The 14,184-nt window shown below is 57.8% G+C and carries 11 protein-coding genes and 6 pseudogenes; 2 read left to right on the top strand and 15 right to left on the bottom strand.

Annotated features, from left to right (window positions below):
- Positions 1-123 precede the first annotated feature (123 nt).
- Entirely contained in the window at positions 124-1,131 is a 1,008-nt protein-coding gene (locus tag SULPSESMR1_RS22180; protein WP_089423223.1) for a LysR family transcriptional regulator, read from the bottom strand.
- 67 nt (positions 1,132-1,198) lie between these two features.
- Between SULPSESMR1_RS22180 and SULPSESMR1_RS22175 the strand changes: the two are divergent.
- Positions 1,199-1,510, top strand: a pseudogene (locus SULPSESMR1_RS22175) (ATP-binding protein); the annotation flags it as partial.
- Positions 1,511-1,543: 33 nt separating this feature from the next.
- On the opposite strand, the pseudogene SULPSESMR1_RS25635 reads toward SULPSESMR1_RS22175, so the two are convergent.
- The 4 genes and pseudogenes from SULPSESMR1_RS25635 to SULPSESMR1_RS22155 form a co-directional block, all read right to left on the bottom strand.
- A pseudogene (locus tag SULPSESMR1_RS25635) lies at positions 1,544-1,681 on the bottom strand (IS3 family transposase); the annotation flags it as partial.
- 268 nt (positions 1,682-1,949) lie between these two features.
- Positions 1,950-2,981: an IS110 family transposase gene (locus SULPSESMR1_RS22165; protein WP_205387946.1), complete on the bottom strand. Its 1,032-nt coding sequence runs from the start codon at positions 2,979-2,981 to the stop codon at positions 1,950-1,952.
- A 64-nt stretch (positions 2,982-3,045) separates the two neighbouring features.
- A pseudogene (locus tag SULPSESMR1_RS22160) lies at positions 3,046-3,459 on the bottom strand (transposase); the annotation flags it as partial.
- Positions 3,452-3,679, bottom strand: a pseudogene (locus SULPSESMR1_RS22155) (strawberry notch C-terminal domain-containing protein); the annotation flags it as partial. The pseudogenes SULPSESMR1_RS22160 and SULPSESMR1_RS22155, both read right to left, overlap by 8 nt.
- Before the next feature lie 273 nt (positions 3,680-3,952).
- Here SULPSESMR1_RS22155 and SULPSESMR1_RS22150 point away from each other — a divergent pair.
- Positions 3,953-6,364 carry a TOTE conflict system archaeo-eukaryotic primase domain-containing protein gene (locus SULPSESMR1_RS22150; RefSeq protein WP_434223025.1) on the top strand — a complete coding sequence of 804 codons (2,412 nt, stop codon included), beginning with the start codon at positions 3,953-3,955 and terminating at the stop codon, positions 6,362-6,364.
- 40 nt (positions 6,365-6,404) lie between these two features.
- On the opposite strand, the pseudogene SULPSESMR1_RS22145 reads toward SULPSESMR1_RS22150, so the two are convergent.
- The 10 genes and pseudogenes from SULPSESMR1_RS22145 to SULPSESMR1_RS22100 all read right to left on the bottom strand — a co-directional run.
- A pseudogene (locus SULPSESMR1_RS22145) lies at positions 6,405-6,982 on the bottom strand (tyrosine-type recombinase/integrase); the annotation flags it as partial.
- Positions 6,982-7,341, bottom strand: a pseudogene (locus tag SULPSESMR1_RS22140) (ParB/RepB/Spo0J family partition protein); the annotation flags it as partial. The pseudogenes SULPSESMR1_RS22140 and SULPSESMR1_RS22145, both read right to left, overlap by 1 nt.
- 278 nt (positions 7,342-7,619) lie before the next feature.
- A complete protein-coding gene (locus SULPSESMR1_RS22135) occupies positions 7,620-8,126 on the bottom strand; it encodes a MarR family winged helix-turn-helix transcriptional regulator (RefSeq protein WP_240311234.1) in 507 nt (168 codons plus the stop codon).
- 5 nt (positions 8,127-8,131) lie between these two features.
- Positions 8,132-9,313, bottom strand: coding sequence for an NAD(P)/FAD-dependent oxidoreductase (locus SULPSESMR1_RS22130; RefSeq protein ID WP_089423220.1), 1,182 nt, complete (start codon positions 9,311-9,313; stop codon positions 8,132-8,134).
- Positions 9,310-9,633 (bottom strand): 2Fe-2S iron-sulfur cluster-binding protein, encoded by a 324-nt coding sequence (locus SULPSESMR1_RS22125; protein WP_089423219.1) that lies wholly within the window; start codon positions 9,631-9,633, stop codon positions 9,310-9,312. The genes SULPSESMR1_RS22130 and SULPSESMR1_RS22125 overlap by 4 nt, the downstream gene beginning before the upstream one ends.
- An 11-nt stretch (positions 9,634-9,644) precedes the next feature.
- The gene (locus SULPSESMR1_RS22120; RefSeq protein ID WP_089423218.1) at positions 9,645-10,868 is read right to left on the bottom strand and encodes a cytochrome P450; all 1,224 of its coding nucleotides are present in this window, start codon (positions 10,866-10,868) and stop codon (positions 9,645-9,647) included.
- A gap of 11 nt (positions 10,869-10,879) precedes the next feature.
- Positions 10,880-11,587, bottom strand: coding sequence for an ABC transporter ATP-binding protein (locus tag SULPSESMR1_RS22115; protein WP_089423217.1), 708 nt, complete (start codon positions 11,585-11,587; stop codon positions 10,880-10,882).
- On the bottom strand, positions 11,580-12,326 hold the full coding sequence (locus tag SULPSESMR1_RS22110; protein ID WP_089423216.1) for an ABC transporter ATP-binding protein: 747 nt from the start codon (positions 12,324-12,326) through the stop codon (positions 11,580-11,582). Before SULPSESMR1_RS22110 ends, SULPSESMR1_RS22115 begins: the two co-directional genes overlap by 8 nt.
- A complete protein-coding gene (locus SULPSESMR1_RS22105) occupies positions 12,313-13,266 on the bottom strand; it encodes a branched-chain amino acid ABC transporter permease (protein WP_089423215.1) in 954 nt (317 codons plus the stop codon). The genes SULPSESMR1_RS22110 and SULPSESMR1_RS22105 overlap by 14 nt, the downstream gene beginning before the upstream one ends.
- On the bottom strand, positions 13,263-14,129 hold the full coding sequence (locus SULPSESMR1_RS22100) for a branched-chain amino acid ABC transporter permease (RefSeq protein ID WP_089423214.1): 867 nt from the start codon (positions 14,127-14,129) through the stop codon (positions 13,263-13,265). Before SULPSESMR1_RS22100 ends, SULPSESMR1_RS22105 begins: the two co-directional genes overlap by 4 nt.
- Positions 14,130-14,184 lie beyond the last annotated feature (55 nt).

The raw sequence follows: 14,184 nt of genomic DNA, 5'->3' as shown, positions 1-14,184 counted from the left end.
TTGATCAAAAACAGTCATTAGCGAAAGTCGCCATCAATGAAGGACTCTATATTGATTCGCTTATGTTTGTGAGGCAATCGAACGGAGGGGATATTGTCCTGCCGCAAACGCACCCGATCACTGCTATTCCAGATCGCGCGCGATGCGGATCATTTCCGCCCTCAGCCAACGGTTCATCGGCGAGGCTTGCGCCCGTTCATGCCATAATAAATAGAACTGCATCGTGCCGAATTCAGGTGGTGCCGGTATGGAACGGATTGGTAGAAACAATTCATAATGCCGCGCGAAACTGACACTGCTGGTAAACACAAGATCGGTCGACATCAGGACATAGGGAACGATATTGAACTCTGGCACAATGACACGAATGTTTCGAAACAGGCCCAGTTCGGCCAGTTTTCCGTCGATCGGGCCTTGCACCCTTGGGGAAAATGGTGAGGGAGCCACATGTTCCAGACCCATATAGTCGTCCAGCGTAACCCGCTCAGTCTCTTTGAGATCATGGTCGGGACCGACAATACATACCATTTCATCGGTCATCAAACGTACCGTGCGCAAATTCCCCGGCGGGCCGGGCCAGTTTGCGATCACAAGATCAAGCTCGCCTTTTTCAAGAGCCATCGCGTAGTCATATCCCGAAACGATTGATCGCAGGTGGATGCGGGCATTCGGGGCAGACTTGCGAATTTCAGAGATGAAACGCGGAAGAAAAAAAGCCTCCATGCAATCCGCCGACGCGATGCGAAACACAAGATCGTCCCGCGCCGGATCAAAGGATTGGTCGCTCTGGAACGCCGCATCAATCGTCTTGAGCGATGTGCGCAAGGGTCCCAACATTTCCTCGGCACGAATGGTGGGGATCAATTTGGAGCCGCTGCGCACGAGCAAAGGATCGTCTGTCATATCACGCAATCGCCTGAGAACCTGACTGACCGCTGGCTGTGTGATACCTAACGCATTGGCGGCCCGAGTCACGCTACCGAGTTCGAGAACTGAAAGAAAAATTCGGATCTGTCTGGTGTCGATCTGCGGCTCAACCTGATGTTTAATCTTACCGGGCTGGCCCCACTCATCCACGTTACTTCCTCTCTCGCATCTAGTTAGGATGTGGTGTGTTTCACTTCTTGTCAACTGTAGGCACCCGCCTGGATCTCGTGATCTTGCCCTCTCGGCAGCATGCTTTGCATGCGCCTGCCGGGTAATAGACGAACTTGGCTACCTACCGTTCAGCACATCAGGCGGAGCATTGCTCTTCCATTTGCTGAGTAAACTCTACGAACGGACAAGCGTCGTCATCACCACAAACCTGAGCTTCAGCGAATGGGCCACCGTCTTTGGGGACCCCAAGATGACGACCGCACTCCTCGACCGCCTGACCCACCGCTACCACATCCTTGAGACCGGCAACGACAGCTTCCGCTTCAAAGCTAGCTCAGCTGCGGCGTCTGCTGCAAAGAAGAAGGAAACAACTGTCCGTCGTCATATAAAATGGGACATTAGAGCAGCTTGAACATTGGAGGCTCTGGTTCGGTTGTGTGATTGATTATGCTGCTTGTTTTAGATGTTGCAAGCGGCGCTGTCGGATCGTCAGGTTCTTGATCTTCTCCCTTTCTCTCAGAATGACTTTGTCCCGGCCAAAGTAGACGTCAGCGGGTGTGACGTTGTTCAGGCTTCTGTGATGGTTGCCGCCCTTGATGCAAGAAGTTTGTTCCCTTTGAACATGTGATCGAGTGCGGTCTTCTGTCAGGCCTTCATTCGCGGCATTTTCAGGAGCCGCTGGCCGGTATGGTGATCTGCGGATCGGGTCCAATTCTCTCGTGCGAACTTTTTCGGTTCGGAGCCTAAACCTGGTTTTCCCGGTCCAGATCTGTTCGATCATTTTGCCCATTCAGGTCATCGTCTTCTCACATCCTTCTTCCAACGTCAGGTGATCGCTCGCTGCACTTTGGTCAAGCAGCAACAGCCTGCGTTGGTTCCCGATAATCCTCTTTCTTTGTTAGCATGGCCCAAATCATACGCGCCATTTTGTTGGCCAAAGCGATCGCCACGAGCATCTTGGGTTTTCTTGCCAGCATCCGCTCCAGCCACGATCCCGGGGGGATAGATTTGCGCCCAAGCCAATTCAGTCTCGACATTGCTCCGATGATCAGCAACCTGCGGATATCGGCTTGACCCGCCTTCGAGACAGCTCCCAGGCGTTCCTTGCCGCCCGAGGAATGCTGGCGCGGGACGAGACCTAGCCAGGCTGCGAAGTTGCGCCCGCACCGGAACGTTTCCATGGCCGGCGCAAAGGCTTCGATAGCAAGAGCAATAAGTGGCCCGATCCCCGGCATTGTCTGCAGTCGACGCGCGGTGTCCGTCTCGGCGGCCAGTTCTTTGATCTTCTTGGTCTTAGCATCGATCCGCGCCGTGGTTTCGGCAATCTGGTCAAGAAGGTCGAGACATTCCTCGTGAGCCAGATCCGGCAGATTACAGTCGGGATCCTTAATGATCGCCTCAATGCGTTTCACATGGCCAATCCCCTGCGGAACCACGAGACCGAATTCGTACAAATGAGATCGCAGCGCGTTCACCAACTCGGTGCGGTGATGGACGATCTGTTCTCTGGCCCGGAACAGCATCGCACGAGCTTGCTGGCGCTCAGATTTCTGTTCCACAAAGCGCATCTCCGGTCGCTGCGCCGCGATCACGATCGCCTCGGCGTCAGCTGCATCGTTTTTCTGGCGTTTTACAAACGGCCGAACATATTGTGGGGCGATTAGTTTTACCTTGTGGCCGAGGTTGACCATCTCCCGCGCCCAAAAATGCGCACTGCCACACGCTTCCATCACGACAATGGTCGCAGGCTGTTCTACCATAAATTTGTGAAACTGCGAGCGTGTGAGCTTCTTGCGGAACTTCACCACCCCCGCCATCGATGCTCCATGAATCTGGAAAACATTCTTTGCCAGGTCGATCCCAATCATTGTATCCTCTGTCACGGTTGCCGTCCTTTCCTGTTTAGTGGCTTTAACACCACCTTCTTGGCACATTGCGATGCCGTTTGGGGAGGACGGCAACCACCCCATCGTGGTAACGCTGGTTATTGTAGTAGTCGACGAAGTCCCCGATCTGTCGCTCGAGATCACCGGGCAGGTAGTAATTCTCCAGCAGAACACGATTCTTCATGGTCTGATGCCATCGTTCTATTTTGCCCTGGGTTTGCGGGTGGAATGGCGCTCCGCGAACATGGTCCATCTTCTGATCCTCCAGCCATTTGGCCAGATCGCCAGAGATGTAACAGGATCCGTTGTCGCTGAGCAGACGGGGTTTGTGTCGGACCACGGCCCGGTCGCAGCCTGATGCTGCCAGGGCCAACTCGATCGTGTTGGTGACATCCTCAGCACGCATGTTTGTGCAGAGTTTCCAGGCAATGATGTAGCGGCTGTAATCGTCGAGGATGGTGCTGAGATTCAGCCACGGCCTCGTCGCCAAAGGCCCAGAGGATCTGGTCGAGCGCCGAGGGGATCGGGGCGAGCGTCATCAACTCCATCATGGCCGCATCGCGCAGGGCGAGCGCCTCGCGGGAGACAACCAGCGCGCCGGTCTCCCGCAAAGGTTCCGCCACCATATTGCCGTCGATCTCGACCAGCTTTTGCGCATGAATCGGGAAGGCCTGTTCGAGATAGCCCAAGACATAATATGCCGCGTCACCGTTATGCGAAGTTCGGGATTTCAACCTGTTATTCTGCTAATTCATTTTCGGGTTTCCACTTTGGATAATCATGATGCCTCTGCTCTCAACCGCAGAAGGACATCCCCCATGAACTCCCCCTCCAACTCTCCGCTCGGCGGCCGTGCTGACGATCGGGAAAGCCTGCTTACGCGAGCCGCTTTCCCGATTTATGCTGGACGGGACGGAAAGGATTGGGTGGAAACCGCGGTGGCAGAAAAGAGCAACATCGAGGCGGAAATGGCGCGGGTTCGAGCGCGTCTAGCCAATCTGGATGCCGAACGGCAGCAGCTTCAGCGCGAAATGGCGTCCCTCGAGGTTCGCCTCGCCGCTGAGCACGCGCCAGCCGTGAAACAGCCTTCCTTCGAGGACGCTCCGGTGACGAACAGTTCGCCGTCGCATGAAAAGGTCGATCTGTTCCGAAGTCTATTCGCCGGTCGGCCTGACGTGTTTCCTGTGCGGTGGGAAAACAGGAAGACCGAACGCTCAGGATATTCGCCTGCTTGTGCCAACGAATGGGTGAAAGACATTTGCGGCAAGCCGAAGGTCAAATGCGGCGAGTGCCCACATCAGAAGTTCATCCCGCCGAATGAGTGCATCATGGAAAAACACCTGCGCGGTGATGATGGACGCAGCGGGGATTTTGTCGCGGGCGTCTACCCGCTGCTCCAGGGTGATACATGCTGGTTTCTTGCTGCGGATTTTGACAAGGCATCCTGGGCGGAAGACGCCAGTGCGCTGCTGGAAACCTGTCGAGCAAAGGGAGTCCCTGCAGCGCTGGAGCGGTCGAGATCGGGCAACGGCGGTCATGTCTGGATCTTCTTCTCAGAACCCGTGTCCGCCCGTCTGGCGCGCCAGCTCGGATCGGTTTTGATCACGGAAACGATGGAAAGGCGGCCGGAGATTGGCTTTGCCTCCTATGACCGGCTGTTTCCAAACCAGGATATCATGCCGCTCGGCGGTTTCGGCAATCTGATCGCACTGCCGCTTCAGAACACTGCGCGCAAGGCTGGCAACAGCGTCTTTGTGGACGCGGGAATGCGGCCCTTTGACGATCAGTGGGCCTTTTTGTCTTCCCTGCCGAGAATGTCGGCGTCAGCGGTGAGTGACCTCGTCGAAACGGCGGAGCTTTCCGGGCGGGTGTTGGGCGTGCGCATGCCGGTGGATGACGAACAGGCGAATGAGCCCTGGAAGATGTCTCCGTCACGCCACAGCACGCCACGACGTCTGGATGTGCCCATCCCGCAAACCATCAAGGTGACAGTCGCAGACCAGATCTATCTCGACCGCTCAGAGCTGCCTTCGGCCATGATTGCCCAACTGGTCCGGCTGGCCGCGTTCCAGAACCCCGAATTCTATCGCGCCCAGGCGATGCGGCTGCCGACATTCGGCAAGCCGCGAATTGTGTCCTGTGCCGAACTGCATCCCCGACACGTCGCCCTGCCGCGCGGCTGCTTCGACGAAGCGATCGGGTTCCTGTCCGATCACGGTGCGACAGCCGACCTGGACGATTTACGTGCAGACGGAACCCGCTTGCCGGAGACGGTCCGCTTCCGTGGCGAACTTCGCCCGCCGCAAACGCGAGCGTTTGACGCCCTGGCCGAACATGATACCGGTGTGCTTGCCGCCACGACCGCATTCGGCAAGACGGTCGTGGCCTCGGCGCTGATCGCACACCGTGCACGCAATACACTGGTGCTGGTTCACCGCCGGGAACTGCTAAACCAATGGGTCGAGCGGCTGAAGTCCTTTCTGCAGATCGACCCGAAGCTGATCGGCACCATCGGCGGCGGCAAACGCAAACCTACCGGTGTGATCGACGTGGCGCTGATCCAGAGCCTGGTCCGCAAAGGCGAAGTAGACGACATTGCTGCCGACTACGGACACCTTATCGTCGATGAATGCCATCATCTGTCTGCGTCAAGCTTTGAACTGGTCGCCCGCAGATCGAAGGCGCGCTACGTCACCGGGTTGTCGGCGACCGTCGCCCGAAAAGACGGACATCATCCGATCATCTTCATGCAATGCGGCCCCGTGCGCCATCAGGTGAGCGCCAAATCGCAGGCCGCCGAAAGTGGCATTCACCATCGGGCGCGTGAACGTCACACGAGATTCCGTTTGCCTGAGCCCCTCGCCATGGCGGAGCGCCCATCCATACCTGCAATTTATGCTGCTTTAGCGGAGGACCCTGCTCGAAACGATCTGATCTTCGACGATGTGCTGAAATCACTGGAGGCCAAACGCTCGCCGATCGTGCTGACCGAACGGAAGGATCACCTCCAGTATCTTCAGGACCGGTTCTCCCGATTTGCGAAGAACATTGTCGTGCTCCGCGGCGGCATGTCCGCAAAGGACCGGAAGGCCGCGCATGCGGCGCTGACTGTCGATGACGATGAGGAACGGCTGATCCTCGCTACAGGGCGCTACATCGGTGAGGGCTTCGATGATGCGCGGCTCGACACCCTGTTCCTGACGATGCCGATCGCCTGGAAAGGCACGCTGGCGCAATATGTCGGCAGGTTGCATCGGCAGCATGACGGAAAGAAAGACGTCCTGGTGGTCGACTATGTCGACAGTTCGGTTCCGGTCCTGTCCAGAATGGCGGCCAAGCGACGAACAGGCTATCGGGCGCTCGGCTATGTGATGGAATAGCGCCCCGCCGGACGCGGGACGCCAAATGTTACGCGTTCAGTCAGGAACGCTGCGTGGCGATGGCCAATATCTGCATCAGCTTGTCCGAGGGTTCCCGGAACTTGCCCGGTTTGATCAACGGTGCTGATGGGCATCCAAGAGCGCGAGCTTCTTGGTCGGGTCCGCGCGCAGATACATCTCCGTTGTCTGGATGCTGGCATGGCCGAGCCAGAGCGCGACCTTGCGGACATCGCCGGTTGACTGAAGTGTATGCATCGCACAGCTGTGTCGTAGCACATGCGGGGTGACGTGCTTTGCGGCGATCGACGGCGCCGAGCGTTCAGCTGTCACCACTTGCTGCCGGAGCCTGTAGGCGAACCCGTCCCGTGTCATCTGGCGACCATCACAGTTCAGGAATAGTTCCGGCCCCGCATCGCCTGGCCGGACAGCCAGTCACGCGCGAATGGCGGCCTGGGTCTCTTTCCAGAGCGGCAGAATCCGCTCCCGCCGACCCTTGCCAAGAATCCGCACGCTGGAAAACGAGCCTTCAGGAAAATCGCCCATTCGCACTGCGAGCAGCTCGGACGCCCTCAAGCCCGCAGCATAGGCCAGATGCAGCATCGCCCGGTCACGCAATCCGCCAAGCCCAGCCTCATACGGGCGTCCTCGGCGGCTGCACCGAGCTTCTCGAGCAAGATGGTCTCGACCAGAGCCGCATCCTCAAGCACGGAATGCTCTTCCAGAAGGTCAGCCGCGACGGCGACGCCGCGCGCCTCGTAGTCTTCGCGCACGAAAGCCCCAATATCATCGCTGACCTGCACGCCGCGGGATTTGAGGGCCTGACGGACGGTATAGGCCTGCAGATAGCCGCCGTCTTTCGTGAGCGCCTCGAAGACCTCGCGCTGCGCCTCCTGGCTCGGGTGCTCGGCGAAGGCCTTCATCGTATCGAGCGTGATCATCTTGGCCCGGGCCGCGGCGCGGATGTCGGGGTGGATAACCTAGTCCGGTTGGTGACCTAAACCGCAATGGTTCGTGGAGGCGCTGTCTGCTAGCACAACTGCCAATGATCTCGAAATCCGCTGAAAGATCACCAATCCTGCGGCTATATAGCCCGAGGTTGCTCGTTGCCTGATCCGGTCATTCGGACCTAGCACCCGCGCAAGAAAAGGAGCGGCCTTACCTGACGGTCAAAGTGGCTGACTTTCCCCCTTCGAGCGACCGACAAAATGCGCTGAAAGCAGAGGCATGGTGTGCCGGACCGGTGAAACTTCCACCCCTACTTGGGATCGATGTTGGTAAGCATTTGTCGCATGACCCTCAGAAAGATCTCCAAATCCGTGGGTGATACACCAGTGACGAGTTTCTTTTCGCATGAAAGGGCCACGAGGAGCACTGCTTCATGTGTTTCTAGGCCCAACTCCGAAAGCCACCACAGTCGTTTTCGCGGATCGTTTGAAAGCTGTTCGGAGCGGAGGAGACCCTGTTCGGATAACTGTTTGAGAGATCGGCTGACAGCTGCCTTGTCAAGACGGATTACATCGCAGATCCGGCTGGCTGTAATGCCCTGTTCGATATTGAGCATGGCCATAACGCGCCAGTCAACAAGTCCCAAGCCAAAGTCACGGCGATATATCGCCGAAGTTTTTCGTCCCCATGCGTTGCTGACCGCATTGAGTAGGAATGGAGCGTAATGATCGATATCAAGAATAACCACGCCGTCACGCTTTCGTGTCGAGCTGGAGATGCGTTCGATCGGTTGTTCTATCTTCTGCGGTCGCGTCACAATCGTCACCTCTGGATCGGTGAGATTTCATAGCCCTGGTTGTCGAGGATGTCACGAGTGGGACGAGCCCCGCCTACCAAGAGTTGGCGCGCTTGCATGTGGGTGCGCGGGTCGTTGACCGTTTCAACAGCCGAGAGATAATCCCCTTCGAAACAAAAAACGGCACCGTCGGCTCGCATGATGGCGACATCCCCAGGCGTGGCAAAGCCAGCGATCTGGAGCTTGTTTTCGGCCTGATCCGACCAGAACCATGGAACAGAGGTGTATTTGTCAGAAGATCCCTTGGTAAGCCTGCGGGCAATCAGCCTGGCGTGGTCTGTCGTCGCCTGTACACTTTCAAGGCGCACTAGACGGCCGGTCGCCGGATCGGGAAAGGCAGCGCAATCACCAATCGCGGATATGGCTGGGTCAGAGGTCAGCAGATGAGCATTAGTGCGCACACCGTTATCAATGGCAAGTCCAGCCTGCTGTGCCAATTCCGTATTCGGGCGCACACCTGCCGCCAAGACCACAAGATCCGCCTTCACAGTGCTGCCGCATGCGACAATCCCCTTAGCGTTTACCTGAGAAACCGAAGCGTTGAGCATTATGGTGGTGCCCATGGCCCTGTGCAGTTTCAAGAAGTGCTCTGACATCTGCGGGGAAACGACGCGGGCCATAAGGCGCGGGGCAGCCTCGGCCACAGTCACTTGCAGGCCTAAGCCGCGCGCAACAGCGGCAAATTCAAGTCCGATGAAGCCACCGCCGATAACAGCTACGCTGTGTGCATCAATCATTGCCAGCCTCAGTCTTTCGGCGTCGTCCAAAGTGCGCAGGTCTAACGCGTGCTCAAGGCCGGGAATGTCCGGTCGCAAATTGCGGGTGCCCATGGCAAGGATCAAATGATCGTAGACGAGGGTGCCAGAACAATGCGCCACCTGCTGCGTTGCAGGATCTATATTGGTGACCGCATTGCCAAGCAGAAGAGTGATATTTTGATCGTTGAAAAAACTGAGCGGCCGCAATCGCAGGCTATCAGCTTGACCGGTCTTGAGATAAGCCTTTGACAACGGCGGACGTTGGTAAGGGAGATGGTTTTCGCTGCCGATCAGAGTGATTGGACCTAGATACCCTTCCTGGCGAAGACAAACCGCAGCTTGAAGTCCGCCCTGACCAGCTCCGACAATGACGATCCGTCCAGATGTCACCCCTGTTCCTCCGGAAGGTATACACGCAATCCATCAAGCGCCTCGGTCAGCTTGATCTGACAAGACAGGCGCGAGGTGTCCCTCATTTCGGACATGGCACAATCAAGCATGTCTTCCTCGCCGTCCTTTCGGGCGCCGGCTTGAGTCTGCCACGCCTCGGCCACGTAGACATGGCAAGTGGCGCACGCCATGGAGCCGCCGCATTCAGCAATGATACCGGGCACGTTGTTGTTCAGCGCGGTCTGCATTACGCTATCGCCGGGGCGGGCTTTTACAGTTGCCTCACGGCCGTCAGGCTGGATGTAGGTCACTTTGATCATAGTATTTCTCTTCAGTTCGGGATCAGTTTCAAAGGGAGCCGGTCAAGTGCGCGAATGGCGTTGTTCGGTCGCCAGACGGCGTCACCTGCGGGTTCGATCCGGGCGACTTTGCGCGCTAGAACCGACAACAAAGCCTCCAGTTCGCCTCTTGCAATGTTCTGCCCAACACATCCGTGGATACCGGCACCAAAAGCCATATGTCCGGTGGGCCTGCGGTCGACGCGGAAGACATCTGGATCACCCCATTTGACAGGGTCCATATTAGCTGCCCCCAAAACGCACATGATCTTGGCACCCTCTGGCACCGGATGGTCCGCGATGTGGGTGTCGATGTTGGCGGTGCGTAGGAAGGTGTGCACAGGGGAGGTATAGCGCAAAACCTCCTCGAAACTTGGTCGGACCAGTGACGGGTCGGCCTTCAGCGCCTCCCATTGTGATGGGTTCTGCGAAAAGCACCACAACGCGTTGCCGATACCCGTAACCGTGGTATCCACCCCGGCCGAGAGAAATGATCGGACGAGCATTCCAGCCTCGTCCGACGTGATTTCACCTGCGTCAGCCGCAGCATATACCTGCGCCCCAAGGCCATCATCGGTCAGACGACCCCGAGCGCAGGCTGCAGAAATCCATCCGCCCACCTCGGCTGCACGCGACATCGCTTGTCGGCGCGGACTATTGTCTGGTCCGACGGCGTTGAAAACAATAGCGCCGTAGTCGACAAGGTGGCGCGGATTGACGTCCTTCATGCCGACAGCCCGCGGGAAGACCGCGGTTGGAAAGGCCTCGGCCAGATCTGCGACCCCTTCGATCTCGGATTGCTCCAAAAGACGGTCCACCAGCGCCTCTGCCGTGGCCAGAAAATCGTCCATCAGAGTTCGCACGACCTTTGGCGACAGCGCTTTGGACATCACTTTACGGGTCTTTGTGTGATCCGGTGGGTCCACCTCAAGAATGATCGAGGGCGGACGCCACGGCTTTTCGAGATTGAAGTCGTTCAGGCCGATGCCGCGCGAAGAGACAAAGGTTTCATGATCCGAAAATGTCTGACGCGTTTCCTCGTAGCGCCCCACCGCCAGAACATTGTAATGCGGAACATAAACCAGCGGCCCTGCATCACGCAGCGCGGTGTAATACGGCGTGGGATTGCGCAGCGTTGCGTCGGCATAGGGGTCGATGTCCAGAACGGGAATGCCCGCATCCGGGGTCAGCGAGCGATGGCCTTCGATCAAGGTCATGGTCTGTCCTTTCAAGTGCTGAGCGCAACGCCGATGTGGCGGTTGAGCAGATCGGGACGGGCCAGCAAATCTGCGGCTGGTCCTTCGTGGACGATGGCGCCGTTGGCCATCAGGATAGCGCGGTCGGCAAATCGAAGAGCCGCGGTGGCGTGTTGTTCGACGAAAACGACAGAACGGCGGCCATCACTTGCGATATTCTCGAACACCTGCATGAGTTGCTCGCAGATGACGGGCGCAAGCCCTTCGAGCGGCTCATCCAGCAACAGGATTTCAGGACCGGTCATCAGCGTGCGCGCGATGGACAGCATCTGCTGTTCGCCTCCTGACAACTGTCCTCCACCATTCTTGCGACGTTCCTTGAGGCGAGGAAACATGCTGTAGGCCTCATCCAGTGTGGCGGTGCCGCGCTTTACGGCAAGCAGGTTCTCCTCGACCGTAAGGGACCGGAAAATATCGCGCGTTTGAGGCACAAGACCCAGCCCCAGACTTGATCGTTGATGAGGTGACAATGCCTGTATCGGTTTGCCATGAAGCTGGATTGAGCCGTTATGCAGCTTCGCCAGTCCCATAATCGTCGACAAAAGTGTGGTCTTGCCCGCGCCATTGCGTCCAATCACGGCCAAACGGTCGCCGGGAAGCAATGAAAGGTTCACGCGATCTAAGACATAGGTTGGGCCATAGCCCGCAGTCACGTTTGACAGGATCAGACCGTCAGTCATGGCTACCTCCGAGGTAAAGTTCACGGACCCTCTCGTTCGCCGCGATCTCAGCAGGCGTGCCCTCGGTGAGGATGCGGCCCTGGACCAGCACAACGATCTGGCTGGCCAAGCGGAAGACAAGATCCATATCATGTTCGATAATCAAGACCGCTAGGTCAGCAGGTAGCCGCTCCAAAGCGTCGATGATCAAATGTGTCTCCGACGAAGGCACCCCCGCTGCCGGTTCATCAAGGATCAGCACGCGCGGCTTGAGCGCCAAGGTCAGGGCAAGCTCTATCAGGCGTTGTTGCCCATAGGCGAGATCGGCCACCTTGGTGTCGGCCAAAGCTGCAAGGGCAAATTGTTCGAGAAGGGCAGAAACTTCGGCTTCGATCCTGGTATCGCTATTGGCGCGTTTGAAAAAGCGATAGCCTTTGCCTTTTCGTTCCAGGATCGGCAGGCGCAGGTTCTCGCGCACGGTGAGTTCGCGAAATAGGTTGGTGATCTGAAAGGTCTTGGCGATCCCCAGCTTGACGCGCTGAGCCTCGTTGCAGGAACGGATGTCGCTGCCATCAAACCGGATGGTTCCGGAAGACGGGGCGATGATGCCAGTTACAAGGTTCGAGAAAGTACTCTTGCCTGCGCCGTTGGGACCGATCAGCGCCTTGCGATCACCCGGTCTCAGATCGAAGTCGATATCCTCGGCCACTGTCAAACCGCCAAACCGCTTGGACAACCCCCGGACTTCAAGACCCAGCATGGCGCCCTCCCTTGAAAAGCGAGGCAAGCGCAGGTGGTGCCGCGATGATCCCCTTGGGAAGGAAAAAGACGACCGACAACACAAGAACACCGATGACGAAAAGCCAGTTGAAAGGATCGTTCGCTGCCGCCCAATGATGCACAAACATGAAGATCATGGTGCCGATAATCGCACCATACAAACGGCCGGTCCCTCCTAGGATAAGCATGATGAGCGCCTCAGCCGAAAGGGTGAACGAGAAGCTTTCAAGACTGACAAGCTGCGTGATCTGGGCCGCAAGCGCCCCCGCAAGCCCGGCAATGCCCCCGCCAATTGTATAGGCCGTAACCCTGCGCCAATAGACGGACACACCGATGGCGGCCATACGGTCCTGGCTTTCATGGATACCGCGTAGCGACAGGCCAAACGGAGCGCGGGTCAGAAAGGCCAAGAACAGGAAAACCAGCGCAGCCACCGCCAGCGAATACCAGAACCCGGTCTTGCCGATGAAATCGAAGGCGAAGAGGCCCAGCACCGGCTCCATGCGGATGCCGCGCAGGCCGTCAGCACCGCCAGTCACATCACGGGCCTTGTTGGCGATTTCCAGACAGATCGAGGCCACCGCGATCGTCAGCATGATCAGTGTCAGCCCCTGCGTGCGCATCAGCACAAGCCCCGAGACAAAGGCAAGGATGGCGCCCGCCCCGATCCCGACCAACAGACCGGCCAGGGGATCTGCCCAGACATGAATGGCAAAAAGCCCGGCGGCATAGGCTCCGGCGCCGTAGAGGGCTGCCTGACCTAGCGTGGCGATGCCCGCATGGCCAAGCACCAGATCCAGCGACAGAACAAGTACAATCATGATCAGAATGCGTGTCAAAAACGCCAGGTTGAACGGCAGCGCAAAGTAAAGCACGACCATGAGCGTCATGAGCAGTAGAGGCGGTCCCCAGGTTTTCATGTGTGTGCTTTCCCAAGTAGGCCTTGCGGGCGCACAGCCAGCAGGACGATGACGAAGGTGAAGAAGACGATGGTGGCGTAATCCGGCACGAGATACCGGGTCGCGGTTTCGAGCGTTCCCAGCCCCAGCGCGGCGATGAATGACCCCGCGATGGAGCCCATGCCGCCGACGGCGACCACGATCAGGAACAGGACCATGTAGCGTACCGGGTAATAGGCATCTATCGGCAGGATCTCGGCGCCCAATATCCCGCCGAGGGCTGCCAGCCCGGCCCCCAGCCCGAAGGCAGCCATGAAGATCCAGTCGGTGTCGATCCCCAACGCCGACGCGGTACCCCGGTTATCCACGGCGGCGCGCAGGCGGATGCCGAACAGCGTCCTCTCCAGAAGCAGCCAGAGTCCGAGTATCGCGGCCAGACCGACCGTGATGACCACGAGCCGATGTACCGGCAGCGTGCGAAAGCCAAGATCGACGCTTTGCTTGAGGTTCTCCGGCAATGGAATGCTGAGGAGCGACGACCCTTGCCAGTAATTGACCGAGGCGATCATTAAAAAGGTCAAACCGATCGTGGCGAGCACCTGCTGCAGGTCACCAAAACCATAGATCCTCCGATAAATCACTCGCTCGAGCGGCAGTGCAATAGCGATCGTGGCCATGATCGCCAACAGAACTGCGGGCCAGAAAGGCAAGCCCAGTTCTTGGGTAAACCAGTGCGCAAATGTGCCGCCGAGCAGGGCAAAACCGCCATGGGCCAAATTCACGACACGCATCAGTCCCATCGTGACCGACAGCCCTACCGAGATCATGAAAAGGATCATCCCGTAGGCGATCCCGTCCACGGCGATGTTCATAAATAATGTCATAGGATCATTCCGGTGTTGGATCAGACCGTCGAACGGTAGTTGCGGACCAGTGCAG

Source organism: Pseudosulfitobacter pseudonitzschiae (assembly GCF_002222635.1).
Lineage (GTDB): Bacteria > Pseudomonadota > Alphaproteobacteria > Rhodobacterales > Rhodobacteraceae > Pseudosulfitobacter > Pseudosulfitobacter pseudonitzschiae_A.
Note: the sequence above shows the minus strand (reverse complement) of the source record. Positions and strands in the feature narration are given on the sequence as shown.